This window comes from Marinibactrum halimedae (assembly GCF_021234875.1).
Classification (GTDB): Bacteria; Pseudomonadota; Gammaproteobacteria; order Pseudomonadales; family Cellvibrionaceae; genus Marinibactrum; species Marinibactrum halimedae.
The window spans coordinates 44,047-61,517 of sequence record NZ_JAJQVM010000024.1 but is presented as its reverse complement, the minus strand read 5'-3'; the positions used below and the strand labels follow the sequence as shown (position 1 = coordinate 61,517).

Below are 17,471 nucleotides of genomic sequence, written 5' to 3'. Positions count from 1 at the left end.
TCTGTTTTGAGCTTGGGGGCTTAGGTGCGTTTTGCATCATTAGGTAGTGGCAGCAAAGGTAATGGGTTGGTGGTGCAGTCGGGTCAAACCACTGTGTTGGTAGATTGTGGATTTACGGTAAAGCACACGACTGCTCGGTTAGCTGAACTTTCCATTGCCCCTTCTCAATTGGATGCGCTGTTGGTCACTCATGAACATGGGGATCACATAAAAGGTGTGGGCCCTTTGTCACGTAAATTTGATATTCCTGTATTCATGACACCGGGTACGCATCGCAGTAAAGATATTGGTGTGATTCGTCAGATGCATTACATTGAGGGGTATCTTCCTTTTACCATTGGTAGCCTCTTTGTGACTCCTGTTGCAGTTCCTCACGATGCTCGAGAACCTGCTCAATTTGTATTTGAGAGTGGCCTAAAGGGTGAAAAAAAACGCTTAGGTGTTTTGACCGATTTGGGTAGCGTATCTCAACACGTTATTGACGCTTACCACGGGTGTCATGGGCTAGTTTTGGAGGCAAACCATGACCCTAAAATGCTTGCCATGGGCCCTTACCCTCCTTCCTTAAAGCGCCGTGTTGCTGGGCTTTGGGGACACCTTAGTAACCAACAAGCTGCAGATTTTTTCCAATCAATTGATATTTCTTATTTAGAAACCCTAGTGTTGGCGCATATTAGCCAGAAAAATAATGACCTCAAGCGAGTTTGCGAAGCGTTCGAGCCGATTGAACACGCGGTTCCCAACATGTTGCTAGCGTCCCAAGAAGAAGGTTTCGATTGGGTAGAATTGAAAGGCCAGCAAAGGACGATGGGTGAAGAAGAAAAATCGATCAATCCTCTGTTGGATGTAGCTTGCGAAGCAGTACCATTATTAAGCGCTTAGAATGTGTTAATTCTCGGTATGTGTGAAAGAAGGTACTTGTGACAAATCGATATCTGGTGTTTGCTTTATCATTCTTTAAATACTTTTTCCACAACAAATACGCCTGTCTTTTGTGCACTCTATAAAGTGTATTTCTCCTTAAAGTGCTTTAAAAGCACTCTATAATATATTGAAACTTAAAGCATTTTATAAATGATTATTGTATGACCATTTTGTTTCAATACAGTATAGGTGTGTGCTGTATAGGTGTGTGCTGTATTGGTGTGGCTACATTTTGTTCACAGTTTTATCCACAGAATCTGTGGGTTACTCCGATTAGGGTATCAGTGCTAATCGGCAGTTTGTCTGCTTGCTATATGGGAAAATGCTATTGGGAATGGTTGCATACTTCAAAACCAAAGATAGAAATTGCAGCTATATTAAATTCATCGCCAAGAGTGAAGAGCGCTTTTATTTAGAATATTCTTAAAAGCGATAAGAACTGAAAAGAATAAATGGTTAGGAGGTACACCTATGGATGAACGCCGTCGTTTTGATAGGCGCCCGACATCAATTCGCGTAGAGATGACTCACGCTGCGTTTGGCACCATTGTTGGTTATTCGAGAGATATCTCTGACGGAGGGGCCTCGGTATTACTGGAGACTGAAGTAAAGCCGCCGGTTGGAACCGTCGTTAATGTCATTTTCCGAAAGGTAGCAGGTGTGGTGAACGAACAGCCAGTGCCAATGACCGTACGCCACCAGAATAAAAACATTATTGGTTTAATGTTTACTGGCGCGGGTGTCCAGTTTTAAGCCGTCACCTAGCGCTTAATTCAGTTTAGTGCCTAGTACAGTGCTCAGGTGCATACACCGAAGAAACTTGAGCCGATAGCTGAGCCACTCCCTCACAGGGGAGTGCGCTATTGCCGGCAAGATTCAGTGATGTCAGCTTCATTAGCCCCAACAAAGGCTGTATCTCTTTGATATCGTTATTTTCCAGCGATAATTTCACTATTGCGCTCATTCCAATCAGACCTGAAACAGAACTGATGGTGTTATTGGCAAGATTAACTTGTTCTAACTGATTAAATTGGTTGAGCCCTTCTATAGAGACGATGCCTGCATTCGTACAGATAAGAGTGGTGAGTTGATTTGCTGAGGTAATGTTTTGATCTTTTATGGTTTGATCAATACACGCTCGTAAGGCGAAGTCTGTTGCTTGAATGTCAATTAATGTTGATGGCGGTGTATAAACAGCTCTGTCATTGACTTGCCATTGATAACCCTCACAACCGGTGAGGTTGAACAAGACCATTAAGATTAACATCATCATGTTTGAACGTTTTGCGATACACATTTTCTCGATAGGCTTCCAATAAGTTGTAACAACGGTTTGTAACGTTTTCTTGAGAGAAGGATTGTGATCAGCACTGCGTAGATCAACAAGCCTTTTTTATTTGTACATAATATTGCTGAATAAACAAACGATTCATAATTGCTACTCAATTCTTTGTTTTCTTCTCAAAAAGACAGTGAAACTCCTACAGTGAGGGCATAGAATTCAGTTGGTCGTTCAGCTAGTGGTCATCGGGCCCTGGTTACCTTATTGGAAAAGGTTAAGAGTTCGGCTGCTTTTGAGCAGCTGAAACCCTGAAAGGTTATTGTGGGCAGTGGTTGAATAAAAAATGGCCAAAAAGAGTCCAATTACATTAGAACAGTGATTCCGGAGTAAGCACAGTAAGCTCAAGGTGGTTGAAAATTCCGGTTAGAGAAAAAGTGGAGATGAACATGATCAAGAAGTTAGCATTGGTGAGTGCGATGGCAGTTGCGGTGGGTTGTACCAGTATTGACCCTTATACTGGACAGCAAAAAACCAGTAACACTGCAAAAGGGGCAGGTATTGGGGCTATCGCCGGTGCAGTTCTTGGTGCGGCAGCCAATAAAGATGATCGTGGAAAGGGAGCGTTAGCTGGGGCGGTAGCCGGCGGTGCAGTAGGGGGTGGTATTGGTTACTACATGGATCGACAAGAAGCGGCCTTACGCGAACGATTGGCCGGTAGTGGTGTTCAAGTTCAGCGTGAAGGTGACAACATTCGTTTGGTTATGCCAGGTAACATTACTTTTAATACCGGGCAATATAATATCCGTCCGCAATTTTATAACGTGCTTGATTCTGTTGCCTTGGTATTGGTGGAATTTGATCAAACCGCAATTAAAGTTGCAGGCCATACCGATTCCACAGGAAGCTTAAGTACAAACCAAACATTGAGTGAGCAGCGTGCAGAATCGGTTCGTGGCTATTTGGTGAATAAGCAAATTAAGTCGGGCCGTATTCAAGCGGCAGGTTATGGTCCTCGCTACCCTGTAGCCAGTAACAGTACATCATCTGGCCGCTCAGCCAACCGTCGTGTAGAACTCGAATTGCTGCCATTATAAGCTTAAAAAAGTGCTTATTTTTGTGATCTTCTGATGTCACAAGTAGAGTACCTTGGGAGCATTAAGTGATTTTTCTCAAGGTATCTTTACTTTTCCCTCTGCCTTTATGATCGAGTTTATTGTCTCGTTTTTACCTTATCTGTTTTTTCCTTCTTGCATCTGGTCATGTCGACGAGATTTAATGTCCGCTGTATTTAATTAGATATTAAGAAAGCACCTCTTTGATCCATTGCTACGCTAACCATGATATGGTTGGTGCCTAAGTATGGCTTGCCCCAATGTTTATTTTTGCTTGTTTTTTAGTCAGAAAGAAAGGGGTATTGAAAATAAGTAGCAATGATGACGGTTTGGGTATGAGTCAAAAAAATAACAAAGATAATAGGGTGAGTACACACATGGCGGGGCGTTGTTGGCGATGTGTTTGGTCTGTTTTTGGTATTCTCTTATTGTTGGTGTCCCCTTGGCTGTATGCAGATGAATCTAAACCTACGTTGACCACACCGCCAGCCTTAGAAAGCTCTTCATCTGAGAGAGAAGAAAACCGTATTAAATTTCAACAATTTTATGAGAAACGTTTTTCAGATGTGGATGTGGTGGAACAGGTGCTGGTGCGTGAAGCGAAGGAATTAGTAGATGTCTCGTTGTCCCGTTCGGGCGTGTATGCTTCCAGCGGAACGAATTATCATTTGTTTCCAGAGTTAATATGGAAGGGAAATCAAGAACAACACTTTTGGTTAGAAGTGCCTTACACGTCTTGCGATAAGTCGTTAGTCAAAAATAGTCGGTATGTTATTTTTGCTTCCTATAATTCGTCTAATGCTCTGGTGGTAGAGAACTGCCAAGATATTCTAACCATGGGTCAAGCGGCACAACTCTTCAGTGGCATTGTTGTATCAAGTGAAGAAAGCAATTCTGACACTGTAAACAGTGACAATACGCCAGTGGTGAATTAATGCGGTGTAAATGGGTGAAATGGGTGATGTGTTTTTACCACCCAAGAGCAGGACAAGTATTAAGAATGAAGCTCCCAGTCTAATGGAAAATTTCAAAGAAAAAATCGACGTTATTCTCTCAACACCAGAACCCAGTGATGCTCTTATAGAGAAAGCTGAATTGGTGGCTTCAGCGGTGGGTGGGCGGGTACTGCAAAGCGTACAGAGCCTAGAAGAAGGTGCAGTATATTTGGTGTTAGGCGATGAAGGTTTATTATTACGCACAGTAGGTAAAAAATCACCGGGTTCCATCAGGGTTGATTTTGTTGGAGGAGCCGCTAACCACCGCCGATTACATGGTGGAGGTACGGGGCAAATGGTGGCTAAGGCCGTGGGTGTAAAAAAACAATTCCGGCCTCATGTGTTGGATGCAACGGCAGGGCTGGCCGGTGATGCATTTGTGTTGGCAGGTTTAGGGTGTCGAATGACATTAATGGAGCGTTCTAAAGTTGTACAGCAGTTAATCGAAGATGGCTTGAGTCGTGCACGTAATACAGATAATTTTGAGTTGACTAATATTATCGAGCGAATCACGTTGATACCGGGAGATAGTAGTAAGTTGATGCACCGATGGCTACAGGAAGTCAATCAAAGTATTAAAGAACCGCCTGATGTTGTTTTTTTAGACCCGATGTTCCCAGAGAAAAATAGCAGTGCGGCGGTAAAAAAAGAAATGCAGGTTTTTCAAAAAATTATTGGTAAAGATGAAGATGCCAATAACTTGTTATCCGTTGCAATAGAGTTAGCGAAATACCGAGTAGTGGTAAAGCGACCTAAAAAAGCCCCTTTTCTTGGGGAGCAAACTCCCTCCCATCAAATTGCAGGAAAATCGAGTCGCTTTGATGTGTATACGATTGCTAAGTTGCCGTTGTGAGTCAAACAATGAATAGCGTGACATTGTGAATAGCTAGAAGTTGTAATTTAATCTTTCTCGTCTATTTTTATTTTTTTGAGTGATTATTGTTTTGAGTGATTATTGAAAGTACTGCCTTTCCATGAATAAAGTCGTACTTTCGGCGTAGTAGTGAGTGCCGGCAATGGTCATGGCAAAACGAAACGCTTGAGCATCATTTGCTCCGGATGGAAGTTCAGCCACGTATTTTACTACACCTTCTTCACTATCATCGGTGTATTCATTTTTTGATAACGGGATGAACACGGCTTCATCAATGGGCTCACCGGTTTTATGAAGCCACTGTATTCTTGCCCCTTCTATAGGCAATAAGCCCTCAAGTACAAGGTGCTTTTTTTCATTCGTTGGTCGCAGGCTGACTTTGATATCACCATTTTCCAGTAAGCAAACTCCGCTGGTATAACGGCATTTTGAATGTGCCATTAATTCATAAGCTTCACCACTTTGTGCTTTTTGGGGCGGCGGCGCGACAAAGTAATCTACAGCATACCAACCCATGATGCCCAGTACCGGGGCAATTAGAAATGCCATTGTTAGGTGTTTATTGCCAAGCATTTTTCAACTCCCAAAAAACCTATCGCAAAGCGAATATTGTTGTTCTTAAACCCCTGTACTTGGCTGGAGAATCTAAATTGTTCTCTAGCCAAGTACAATTTGGTATCGTGATTCCTATAAAGGTGTTTTAGTGGCCAACGGCCTCACTGGCACCCGATGGAATACGAATATTTTCTACCAAGTCGCGAACATGCTTTGGTGGTTCTTCTGTAAATTGAGAAACACCGATCGCAACGGCGAAGTTAACAATCGCACCAATCGCACCAAAGGCATTTGGCTCAATTCCTAAGAACCAGTTTGGCTCCAAGCCACCTAAGAAGCTGGTGCCAGGAATAAACATAATGCCTAAATGTTGGAATACATAAAGTAAGGTAACGGTAATACCCACAATCATCCCCGCAACCGCGCCTTGTTTATTGACTCTCTTACTGAATATTCCCATCATCAGTGCCGGGAATATAGAGGATGCGGCAAGGCCAAAAGCAATGGCAACGGTACCGGCGGCAAAATCGGGTGGATTAAAGCCGAGATACCCAGCCACTCCAATCGCCCCTGCCATCGCCACCCGGCTGGCGTTTAGCTCTTGCTTCTCAGAGATATCCGGCTTGAGAATGCCTTTGAGCAAATCATGAGATATGGCAGAAGAAATGGCCAGTAATAACCCGGCTGCTGTTGATAATGCCGCTGCTAGCCCGCCTGCCGCAACAAGTGCGATGACCCAGTTAGGTAAGCGTGCAATCTCTGGATTAGCCAATACCATAATATCGCGGTCAATTTTTACCATTTCGTTGGTATTGTTATCCGCACTGTATTGGATGAGTCCATCTCCATTTTTATCTTCGTACTTTAATAACCCAGTCTGTTCCCAATTTGAAAACCAAGTAGGCCGCTCGTCATAGGCTAAGTAGTTGCCAGGGCTGGGTTCAATGGTGTTCATGAGATTTAATCTTGCCATTCCGGCTACCGCAGGTGCGGTGGTGTAGAGAATGGCGATAAAGATTAATGCCCAGCCTGCTGATCTTCTTGCATCGCTCACCTTAGGCACAGTGAAAAACCGAATAATGACATGAGGCAAGCCTGCTGTACCGATCATCAGTGACATGGTGTAGGCAAACATATTCAGGTGACTTAATCTGGCGCTTGTGGTGTATTGATCAAAACCCAGTTCGACCACCATTTGATCTAACTTATCTAAGAGAAAAGTGTCGGTTCCGGCCATGGTGGAGCCTAGCCCCAATTGCGGAAAAGGGTTGCCCGTTAGATTCAGAGAAATGAAAATCGCCGGAATGGTGTAGGCCATAATGAGGACACAGTATTGGGCAATTTGAGTGTAGGTAATGCCTTTCATTCCCCCCAGTACGGCGTAGACAAAAACAATTGCCATGCCGATCAATAGCCCCACTTCATATTGCACTTCTAAGAAGCGTGAAAACGCAACGCCAACGCCCTTCATCTGTCCAATCACATAGGTGACCGATGCTAAAATTAAACATAAGACAGCAACGATACGTGCCGTTCGGGAATAGAAGCGATCACCAATAAATTCTGGCACTGTGAATTTGCCAAATTTTCTAAGGTAAGGGGCCAAAAGCAAAGCAAGCAAGACATAGCCACCTGTCCACCCCATTAAAAAGACGGATCCACCATAACCTAAGAATGCGATGAGACCAGCCATACTGATGAAGGAGGCCGCTGACATCCAGTCGGCAGCGGTAGCCATACCATTAGCTACAGGGTTAACACCACCACCGGCAACGTAAAATTCAGAGGTTGAACCCGCTCGGGCCCAGATAGCAATGCCAATATAGACCGCAAAAGTGAAGCCTACGACAAGATAAGTCAGTGTTTGTAGTTCCATTGTGGTCTCCTATTGGTTGTCATCGTCAAGAGAATACTTTTTATCCAGCTTGGCCATCTGCTTGGTATAGATATAAATTAGTAAGACAAAGCAATAAATTGACCCCTGTTGTGCAAACCAAAAGCCGAGCTTATAGCCTCCAAGACGAATGTTATTGAGTTCATCAACAAAGATGATGCCGCATCCAAAAGAAACGACGAACCAAACAACCATGAGGGGAACAATGATTTTAAGGTTTTCCTGCCAGTATTTATTGTGTTGAGTTTTATCAGACATGGAATAACTCCTATTGTGGGTAACTTCTCTACACTAGCAACGCATGATGAGCGAAGCTTTTCTACTTTGGTCTAACAGTCGACCATGGTCGATACTCTTATACTGATAGTTAAAATGAGTCATAACGAGTAAAAAAGAGGCATCGCTAAGAGTATTCTTTTGAGAGAAAAGAAAGGGTGAGCCTACTGTTTAACAATAGCGGAAAACTGGATTAACGCTGCACTATGTCTATCTCCATATTGGTTGTTGTCATGTTGATGTATTTGGGAGTGCTGTTTTACGTTGCACGCCTAGGGGATCGAGATCAATTTTTACCAAACAGCTGGACGAGGCATCCGCTTATTTATGCATTTGCCGTTGGGGTATATTGCACTTCTTGGACTTTTTACGGTTTAGTGGGAACGGCTTCCAGAGATGGATTGGCATTTTTACCGATTTTGTTAGGGCCGGCGCTTTTATTTATTTTTGGACAAGGTTTATTAAAGCGTATTACGGCACTGTGTAAGCAGGAAAATACGCGATCGATAGCCGATTTTTTGGCGGCTCGATATGGCAAACGCCGAGGAGTCGCAACAACCGTAACGTTGATTATGCTAGCGGCCACGACACCTTATATTGCTCTTCAAATAAAAGCGGTAACAGATACGCTTCAATTATTACTTTTTTACACGCCAGATACCGCATCGATAAGTGGGTATATGCTCAATGATACGGTAAAGAATATAGAAACCGGTGTTTTAAGTTGGGATAGTGGCTTGGTCATTGCCATTATAATGGTGGGCTTTTCATTACTGTTTGGAATTCGGCGTCTTGAAATGTCGGGGTATCATGCAGGCTTGATGAGTGTGGTGGCGTTTGAATCCGTCGTAAAACTGATCGCATTGGTATTGTTGGCAATTTTTGCCTCTATTTTGTTATGGGATACGGCGAGCACAGGCCCTATTGTCACGTCATCTATGGCCACCTCACCTATGGTCACCTCATCCGTTTCTGGGACTATACCTTCTGGAACTGTAGCTCCCATAGAAGGTGCTGCTACTATTGGCACCGACTTTTCTGCACTTGCTTTGCCTCAGTCTATGCTGCGTTTTGTTTCAGAAACGGCGCTTGCGGCAATGGCTTTTTTATGCCTTCCTCGCATGTTTCATATTACCTTTGTTGAAAATTTATCGCCGGCTCATACGAAAGCGGCACTACGCATTTTTCCCGTTTATCTTGTTGTTTTTTCTGTCTGTATCATCATTTTGGCGCAGGCAGGGAATACTTTGTTAAGTGGCTATGGGTTAGCTGGGGACACTTATGTATTGGCCTTACCATTGGTTTTTGATCGGCCAATATTAGCCATTATTGCATTTGTCGGTGGGTTTTCGGCGGCCACGGCGATGATTATTGTTGCCACCGTCACACTCAGCCACATGTTGAGTAATGATGTCATTTTACCGTTGCTGATTGTTCGTAGGCGTCGCAAAGTGGCAAAAAACCCAGACAAAAGTGGTCGCCCGACGGACTTTTCCCGAGCATTGATAGCGTCAAGACGTTTAACCGTGGTGTTGGTGGTGGGGGCGGCTTATGCCTATCAGCATCAGTTGGCAGACAATACTGCATTGACTGAAATTGGGCTGACCGCTTTTGCGTTAATTGTACAATTGGCGCCTGCTTTATTATTTGGTTTGCTCTCTGATAAAGGCAATGCGAATGGCGTGTATGCAGGGTTGATAACCGGATGTGGGTTTTGGATGTTTACATTATTGACGCCATTATTTGCTTCTCATACTCATACCATGGGCTCTGTTATGGCAGAAGGCTTATTTGGCCTGTCTTGGTTGAAGCCGGATTCGCTTTTTTACCTCAGCTATGGTGACAGCTTTACACGCAGTGTCAGTTTAAGTTTGGCTGCCAATGTATTGGCTTATTGGGTATTTAGTATTATTGGCAAGACGCATTTATCTGATGACATCCAAGCTCGTGCTTTTCGTTATCAATCCAGGGAAGGGTTGGTGTTGCCTGGTCGGGCATTGTTAAAAATTAAAGATTTACGAGTATTATTAAATCAATTTTTAGGGGAATCGGCGACAGAGCAATTATTTCTTCGTCATGTAGGTTCGAAGAACAAAAAGCATGGTGCTGTGCTCAATAAGAAAAGTGAGGCGAACCCAGTGTTAATGGATGCCGCTGAACATGCGTTAGCGGGAGTTGTTGGTGTCGCGTCTTCACGCACATTACTGTCTGCTCTGGCTTCTGGTGAGCAATTGCGGGTTGCTGATGTGGTGAATATGTTTGAAGAAACCGCCCGTGCATTGAGATTTAATCAAGACATGATTATGGCCGCTTTTGAAAGCATTGGTTCTGGCATTAGTGTGGTGAATCAAGATTTTAATGTAGTGACGTGGAATCGTCGATACGAGCAAATGTTCGACTATCCGGCAGGGTATTTAAAAGTAGGTACGCCAGTGGCTGATGTCGTGCGGTTTAATGCCGAGAGGGGAAAATTAGGACCAGGAACCATCGAGGAGCATGTTCAGCGTCGTTTAACGTTGATGCGTTCAGGGACTTCCTATCGAGTTGTTCGCCATCACGAAGAAAAAGTCATCGAAATTAAGGGGCAACCATTACCGGGAGGTGGGTATGTTACCACTTACGATGATATTACCGAATTTATTGATGCACAGAAAAAATTAAAACAAACCAACTTGTATTTGGAGCAACGTGTTCAGGAAAGAACCGCAGAATTGGAAGATGCCCGTAAACAAGCTGAACAGGCCAACCGAAGTAAATCCCGGTTTGTGGCTCTTGCCAGCCACGATATTTTGCAACCATTAAATGCGGCCAGTCTTTATACCAATGTTTTGTTAGAGCAGGCTCAGCTGAATAATTCAGAAAATCAAGAAATGATTAAATATTTAAATGGTGCTATTTCTGCCAGTGAGACGATTATTTCAACGCTGCTCGAAACCGCTAAATTGGATACCGGAGAGATAACGCCGGATGTGCAATTTGTTCCTTTGGAGCCGTTGTTTTCTGGCCTGGTGAATGAGTTTCAGTTACAAGCTAATGAGGGAGTGAGAATTCGGTGGGTGAAAACACGGGTAGTGGTCAAATCTGACCCCAGATACCTGCGGCGCATAGTGCAGAACCTATTGTCTAATGCGGTGAAATACACACGGTCAGGCAAGATACTGATCGGCTGTCGACGCAAAGGTAGCCGTGTGGCAATTTGTGTATTGGATACAGGCTCAGGTATTCACCCTGATGAGCAGGCTCAGATTTTTGAAGACTTTTATCGTTCTCGCCACCATAAAGATATTCAGGGCATTGGTTTGGGGTTGGCGGTAGCGAATCGATTTAGTCAATTATTGGATCATTCTATCCACTTAACGAGTGAACCAGGGCGAGGGAGCCAATTTCAGGTCTGTGCTGAGCGTGCTTATCAGCAAGATTATATCGAAGCAGCAGAGCCGGTTTGTCAGCCAATTCAGGAAGGCCTAAAAGGGAAGAGAGTGTTTTATGTGGACGATGACAACCAGAACTTGCAAGCCTTGGCGACTTTGCTGAATAGCTGGGGGGTGGACTGCCAAACTTACAATAATGAGGATGAAGCCTGTGCTTACGCACAATCTAACCCACCCCCTGATATGCTATTAATGGACTGGCAATTAAATGAACATTCCGATGGTATTCAGTTAGGGAAAAAACTGTTGAATATTTGGAAACAAAAACCTAGCCAAGGCTCTAAAATTGTTGTTAAAAATGACGGTATTCCGATCCCGGTGTGCTTAGTATCGGCTTCGCCAGACCCCAATTTACCCTGTTTGGCAAATGCTCATGGGTTTGATTTTTTAAGAAAACCGATTAAGCCAGGTAAGTTACGAGCCATATTGGAACATCGTGTTCATTGATGAAAAAACACGATATGTCCCGAGATTTCGTGTTGTGTTGTGTTCAGTTCGTGCGGGCTTAATTTTTCTAAACTTAAGGTCTGTTGATGTTCATTACAACAGAATTTGTATTAACAGACCCTAGCTTTTCTGAGCTTCGTTTTCAGAGTGAAGCGCAATTCGGTTTAATTCAATAACCGCTTGGGTACGATTACTCACGCCCAATTTTCGGAAAATCGAAGTGATATGGGCTTTGATAGTGGCTTCGGTAACGCCCAATTCATAGCCGATTTGTTTGTTGAGCCAACCTTCCTTGAGGTAACACAGCACGCGATATTGTTGTGGTGTCAATGAGGCAATTTTAGCGGCAAGGGCCTTCTCTTCAGTGCTGACTGGCCTTAGGCTGGCACGGTATTTTTCTGGCACCCAAGTATCGCCTGCCAGCAGTGCATCAATGGCTGAACCCATACTGTTTTGATTGAGGGATTTTGTGATGTACCCCAGTGCGCCATGCCCCATAGCACGATTGACCATCGATTGTTCCTCATGGGCTGATACAATAACTACAGGGATACCAGGAAAGCGTTCGCGAATATTGACTAAGCCATAAAGGTCATCGCTGCCCGGCATGTGTAAATCGAGCAACAGCAAATCAATATCGGCGTCAGATTCTAATGCAGATAAGGTTTTATCTAAATCATAGGATTGTGAAATAGTGGCTTCAGGAAATCGAGACGAAATTACTTGTTCTAAAGCAGCTCGGAATAAAGGATGATCGTCGGCTATATGAAAATGATACATTGGTGTGACGCCGTTGCTGTTAATGCAGATAATGCAGGTTTTTTTATCATTGATACAAGTATCTATAGCAGGAAATTTGATATTAGTTTTATTTTTTTCCTACATCGATAGATTTTACCCACACTTGTTTTTCCCTACACTCACTCTTCTCTGAGTGGTTAAAAGGGCTTTAGGTATTCTGTTCAAATAATAGGACGAGGATATTTCGTTTAATACTTCAACAGAGTCGGCAAATTTTTTGGTAACGCTTTGCCAACGACTAACAGTAACAGTATTTCACAGGCTGCAACTTTGCAACAGCCTGCGATTAGTTGGTTCTCATATAGGTTAAATTAATTGAGGTCTTTTCGCCCAGAGATCAGTTTATCGACAACACTGGGGTCAGCGAGCGTAGAGGTATCACCAAGTTCTGCAAAATCATTACTGGCGATTTTACGTAAAATACGGCGCATAATTTTCCCTGAGCGTGTTTTGGGTAGATCGGGAGACCATTGAATATGGTCTGGGGTCGCAATTGGGCCAAGTGCTTGCCGAATTTTACTGCGAACACTGTCTGTTAGAGTTTCTGCAGACTCAACCCCTGTTTTGGCGACCACAAAAATATAAATGCCTTGACCTTTGACATCATGGGGGTAACCCACTACAGCCGCCTCGGCAATGTCACTGTAGGTGAGTGCTGCGCTTTCAATTTCTGCTGTACCAAGGCGATGTCCGCTGACGTTGAGAACATCATCGACGCGGCCGGTAATCCAATAATCACCGTCTTCATCACGGCGAGCGCCATCGCCACTGAAATACATCCCCTCGTAAGTCGAGAAATACGTATCAATAAAGCGTTGGTGATCGCCCCAGATGGTACGCGCTTGTCCTGGCCAAGAATCTAAAATCACTAAATGACCAGAGGTTTCTCCCTCTAAGATATCGCCATTGCTATCCACAAGTTGTGGTTCGATACCATAGAAGGGCCGTTGAGCTGCTCCGGGTTTTACTGGTCCGGAGTCGGGAATCGGCACAATAAGGTGCCCACCCGTTTCGGTTTGCCACCAGGTATCAACTACTTGCGCTTGCTGTAAGCCGAAGTCATCGTAATACCACTGCCACACATCGGGGCTGATGGGTTCGCCGACGGTACCCAAAATACGCAGGCTGGTGCGCTGACTGCCACTTAAAGCAGTATTGGCATCGGCCATAAGCATACGAATCGTGGTAGGCGCGGTGTAGAAAATATTGACGTTGTGTTTATCAATCACTTCCCCGAAGCGGGCGAGAGTAGGGAAATTCGGTACTCCCTCATACATGATGGTTGTAGCGCCTGCCGCCAATGGCCCGTAAATTAAATATGTGTGTCCGGTAATCCAGCCAATGTCAGCGGTGCACCAGAAGACTTCCCCATCACGATAATCGAACACTTCTTTGAAGGTGGTTTGGGCATAGCAAAGGTAACCGCCTGAGCTGTGTTGAAGGCCTTTTGGTTTTCCAGTAGAGCCCGAAGTGTAAAGAATAAATAGCGGGTGTTCGGCATCAAACGTTGGCGGCGTGTGTTCGGTGGATTGGTTATCGACGCAGTCGTGGTACCAGAGATCTACCTTATCGTTCCAGGCAGGGGTGCCAGAACCGTGGGGTTGTTTAACGACTAACACTTTATCGACAGAGTGTCCTTCTGCCAACGTCAATGCTTCATCTACACTGGCTTTGAGCGGAATCGATTTTGTCCCTCGAAGGCCTAAATCAGCTGTAATAATCAGTTTGGCTTCGCAATTGTTGATGCGATCTGCCAGTGCAGCAGAGGAAAAGCCACCAAATACAGCGGAATGAATGGCGCCAATTCGGGCGCACGCTAACATGGCAAAAGCCGCCTCCGGAACCATTGGCATATACAGAATCACCCGGTCCCCGGCAGTCACGCCCAAAGACTCTAGTGCATTAGCCAGCTTGCATATTTCTTCGTGCAATTGTTTATAGGTTAAGGAGATGCTGTGATCGGGGTTATCGCCTTCCCATACAATAGCGGGTTGATCGGCTCTTTCTGCTAAATGGCGATCAACACAGTTTACGCAAACATTTAATTCGCCATCGGCAAACCAGCGGATGTGTAGGTCGTTTTTATCGAAAGAAACGTCACTCACTTGGGTAAATGGTTTGCTCCATTGCAATTGTGATGCTTGTTCTTGCCAAAATGCCTCTTTATTTTCAATGGAGTTTTGGTATTTATTTAAATATTTAATGCTTGCTTGATGTTCGTGGGAGTGAGATGAAGAAAGAGATTGAGCGTCGCTTAGAGGAGGTTGGTGGTTATTGTTTTTTTCTCCGCCTTTGACGAATGAATTTTCCATGATTTTCCCCGCTTTATGATGATTATGCCTATAGTTAGTTTTAAGTTGCATTAATCTTGGTGATACCTCATTAACGGAAGTCTCTCATTTACTGAGATGCCTCATTGGGCCATTGCACCAGCCAGTTAGGAATGCTTCCGATTGAATTACTATGGTGAAAACAGTAACTAAAACCAATTAGACCTAAGTGGAATTCACTAGAGAAGGACATTAGACATTGGTCTAATTAAGACTATTTGCTAATACAATTCTGAATGGGTCACAAAGAATATGAATAGACCTTAATGGCTCAGCCAAAAGCGTCATCGATTGTGCATAGCAAAATTGAGCAACTGTACGTTGTGCTACAAAGGTGTTAAGGGCTGGGCCATGAGGCTTCACTGGGACGAACGAGAGATCAGCGGTCTAACCAAAAGAGGCTATTTTTATGCAGTCAAAAACAATAATAAGCGCATTACGTATTCCTTCAGCAATCAGTATTGGCGTCATTACCTTAGGTGGGTTCTCCACCGCCAATGCGCTGGAATTAGGCAACTACAAGGGCACCGATGTCAGTCTTAAAGGCTATGTAAAATTTGATGCAATGGCAACGAGTTTTGATGAAGGCTCATTAGGCAGTGGTAATCTCGGTAGAGATTTTTACATACCCTCATTAACGCCAGTTGGGGGTGAAGACGAAGACGTCATAACCGATTTTCACGCCCGTCAAACACGCTTTGCCTTAAGTACCAATACGAAATTAGGCGAAGATACTATTAAGACCTATATCGAACTGGATTTTTTAGTCACCCCTGATGGTAATGAACGTATTTCGAACTCGTATACCTCTCGTATGCGTCATGCCTTTATAACTTACAACAAGTGGTTGTTAGGGCAGACGTGGACCACCTTTATGGATGTAGGGGCGTTGCCTGAGACGCTGGATTTTATTGGTAATACCGATGGTATCTCTTTTGGTCGACAGGCGATGATTCGCTACACCAACGGCCCTTGGCAATTCGCAGTGGAAAATCCTGAAAGTACCATTACCCCCTTTGGTGGTGGCGGTCCTATTGTCACGGATGATAATTCAATGCCTGATTTTGTCGCAAGATACACTTACAAAAACGATAATCTAACATTGGTGAGTGCTTTATTATTGCGTGAATTAACCTACAATGATACTGCAACCAATATCGAGGAAAGCACCAATAGTTATGGCTTGAGTGTGACGGGCAAGCTAAAACTGGGCAGTACAGACGATTTAAAATTTGGCTTTGTAGGCGGTTCTGGCATGGGGCGTTATTTTGCCTTAAATATTGCCAATGGTGCGGTATTGGATGAGAATAATGAATTAGAAGCCATTGATGCCTATGGTGGTTTTATTGCTTATCGCCATTTCTGGAATGATAAATGGCGTTCGTCAATCACTTATTCTGCCAACAGTATTGATAATGATACTGAGTTAACCGGTCTATCGGTTTCAAGCAGCTCTTCGAGTGCGCGTGTCAATTTACTCTACAGCCCTCATCCGCTATTAACCTTTGGAGGCGAGTTGGCGTTAGCAAATAGAGAAATCGAAACGGGCGATGACGGTAATATGGCAAGATTACAATTCAGTGCAACACTCAAGTTTTAATCCTAGGTTGGATTAGCCCCTCTAAAAGGCTCTGTTTTTAACAGAGCTTTTTTTATGAATCATGGAAAACTCAGATTCAACTCCCCTTCCCCTAGATTCAAATCCCAAGTACATCATTTCCATGCCGTTAGCAGGATATTGAAATACAGCCTGTTCAAATATCGAATAGATCAATATGTTATCATTTTAATAGAGCGTTATCTTAAGATAGTGAGCCTAGTGTAAGATTAGTGCAATATGAAATGAGATGAGTATAACTATAACTAAGGCGGTAGGAAAAAATGGGGAAAAGAACAGAAATTCAACAGCGATTTATGGTCTTGGGAATTATCATGGCCAGTATGGCGGCCATCCATATTGTTAATATGGTGAATGGAGGGATGTTATCTCAATTTGGTGTTGTACCAAGAGTACCTTCGAGTTTGCCTTATATTTTTACGGCGCCTTTTATTCATGGTGGTGTTATCCACTTAGTTAATAACTTAATTGGGTTGGCTGTATTTGGTGTGCTGTGTTTATTGCGCTCCCTTCGTTTTTTTGTGTTGGCCAGTATTTTTATTATCTTTTTTAGTGGCTTGATGACCTGGCTATTGGGGCGGAGTGCATCGCATATTGGTGCGAGTGGTTGGATTTTTGGTCTCTGGAGTTTGAGTATTGCTATGGCATACTTTGATCGCAGTTTCAAAAATATCGCCATTGCATTATTCACGATTGTTTTTTATGGGGGGATGATGTTTGGTGTCTTACCCAGTCGGGCTCATATTTCGTTTGAGATGCATCTGTTTGGCGCGATAGGCGGTATTTTATTTGCTTTTTTGTATGGGCGTACAAAGCGGTACAAAATTAATAGGCAGTAATGTACTGATGCGTTGCATCTAGATTTTCATTTCATTCCCTTCTCTCAGCCTCTTAGAAATAGACCTATTTGAGGTTTTTTTTGACGTGCAAAT

14 protein-coding genes are annotated in these 17,471 nt (G+C 43.7%); 8 read left to right on the top strand and 6 right to left on the bottom strand.

Annotated features, from left to right (window positions below):
- The first annotated feature begins 24 nt into the window (after nt 1-24).
- Nucleotides 25-882, top strand: coding sequence for an MBL fold metallo-hydrolase (locus LU351_RS14250; RefSeq protein WP_232594759.1), 858 nt, complete (start codon nt 25-27; stop codon nt 880-882).
- Nucleotides 883-1,395: 513 nt separating this feature from the next.
- On the top strand, nt 1,396-1,677 hold the full coding sequence (locus LU351_RS14245) for a PilZ domain-containing protein (protein ID WP_232594758.1): 282 nt from the start codon (nt 1,396-1,398) through the stop codon (nt 1,675-1,677).
- 25 nt (nt 1,678-1,702) lie between these two features.
- On the opposite strand, the gene LU351_RS14240 is transcribed toward LU351_RS14245, so the two are convergent.
- Nucleotides 1,703-2,197 carry a leucine-rich repeat domain-containing protein gene (locus LU351_RS14240; protein WP_232594757.1) on the bottom strand — a complete coding sequence of 165 codons (495 nt, stop codon included), beginning with the start codon at nt 2,195-2,197 and terminating at the stop codon, nt 1,703-1,705.
- 458 nt (nt 2,198-2,655) lie between these two features.
- Here LU351_RS14240 and LU351_RS14235 point away from each other — a divergent pair, with 458 nt between their 5' ends.
- From LU351_RS14235 to LU351_RS14225, 3 genes are all read left to right on the top strand, one after another.
- Nucleotides 2,656-3,300, top strand: a complete 645-nt coding sequence (locus LU351_RS14235; RefSeq protein WP_416053961.1) for a YiaD family glycine zipper/OmpA-like lipoprotein — start codon at nt 2,656-2,658, stop codon at nt 3,298-3,300.
- Nucleotides 3,301-3,620: 320 nt separating this feature from the next.
- Nucleotides 3,621-4,253 carry a hypothetical protein gene (locus LU351_RS14230; RefSeq protein WP_232594755.1) on the top strand — a complete coding sequence of 211 codons (633 nt, stop codon included), beginning with the start codon at nt 3,621-3,623 and terminating at the stop codon, nt 4,251-4,253.
- 82 nt (nt 4,254-4,335) lie between these two features.
- Nucleotides 4,336-5,166 carry a class I SAM-dependent methyltransferase gene (locus LU351_RS14225; protein ID WP_232594754.1) on the top strand — a complete coding sequence of 277 codons (831 nt, stop codon included), beginning with the start codon at nt 4,336-4,338 and terminating at the stop codon, nt 5,164-5,166.
- A gap of 99 nt (nt 5,167-5,265) precedes the next feature.
- Here LU351_RS14225 and LU351_RS14220 read toward each other — a convergent pair whose 3' ends face one another.
- From LU351_RS14220 to LU351_RS14210, 3 genes are all read right to left on the bottom strand, one after another.
- Nucleotides 5,266-5,760, bottom strand: a complete 495-nt coding sequence (locus tag LU351_RS14220; protein ID WP_232594753.1) for a hypothetical protein — start codon at nt 5,758-5,760, stop codon at nt 5,266-5,268.
- A 127-nt stretch (nt 5,761-5,887) separates the two neighbouring features.
- Nucleotides 5,888-7,618, bottom strand: a complete 1,731-nt coding sequence (locus LU351_RS14215) for a sodium:solute symporter family protein (protein WP_232594752.1) — start codon at nt 7,616-7,618, stop codon at nt 5,888-5,890.
- A 9-nt stretch (nt 7,619-7,627) separates the two neighbouring features.
- Nucleotides 7,628-7,894, bottom strand: coding sequence for a DUF4212 domain-containing protein (locus tag LU351_RS14210; RefSeq protein WP_232594751.1), 267 nt, complete (start codon nt 7,892-7,894; stop codon nt 7,628-7,630).
- A gap of 224 nt (nt 7,895-8,118) precedes the next feature.
- Between LU351_RS14210 and LU351_RS14205 the strand changes: the two genes are divergently transcribed.
- The gene (locus tag LU351_RS14205; protein ID WP_232594750.1) at nt 8,119-11,790 is read left to right on the top strand and encodes a hybrid sensor histidine kinase/response regulator; all 3,672 of its coding nucleotides are present in this window, start codon (nt 8,119-8,121) and stop codon (nt 11,788-11,790) included.
- Between the two features lie 120 nt (nt 11,791-11,910).
- On the opposite strand, the gene LU351_RS14200 is transcribed toward LU351_RS14205, so the two are convergent.
- On the bottom strand, nt 11,911-12,570 hold the full coding sequence (locus tag LU351_RS14200) for a response regulator transcription factor (RefSeq protein ID WP_232594749.1): 660 nt from the start codon (nt 12,568-12,570) through the stop codon (nt 11,911-11,913).
- Nucleotides 12,571-12,902: 332 nt separating this feature from the next.
- Nucleotides 12,903-14,903 (bottom strand): acetate--CoA ligase, encoded by a 2,001-nt coding sequence (gene acs / locus LU351_RS14195; protein ID WP_232594748.1) that lies wholly within the window; start codon nt 14,901-14,903, stop codon nt 12,903-12,905.
- 427 nt (nt 14,904-15,330) lie between these two features.
- On the opposite strand from acs, the gene LU351_RS14190 reads away from it, so the two are divergent.
- Nucleotides 15,331-16,521 carry a DcaP family trimeric outer membrane transporter gene (locus LU351_RS14190; protein ID WP_232594747.1) on the top strand — a complete coding sequence of 397 codons (1,191 nt, stop codon included), beginning with the start codon at nt 15,331-15,333 and terminating at the stop codon, nt 16,519-16,521.
- 281 nt (nt 16,522-16,802) lie between these two features.
- Nucleotides 16,803-17,378, top strand: a complete 576-nt coding sequence (locus tag LU351_RS14185; protein WP_232594746.1) for a rhomboid family intramembrane serine protease — start codon at nt 16,803-16,805, stop codon at nt 17,376-17,378.
- The last annotated feature ends 93 nt before the right edge of the window (nt 17,379-17,471 follow it).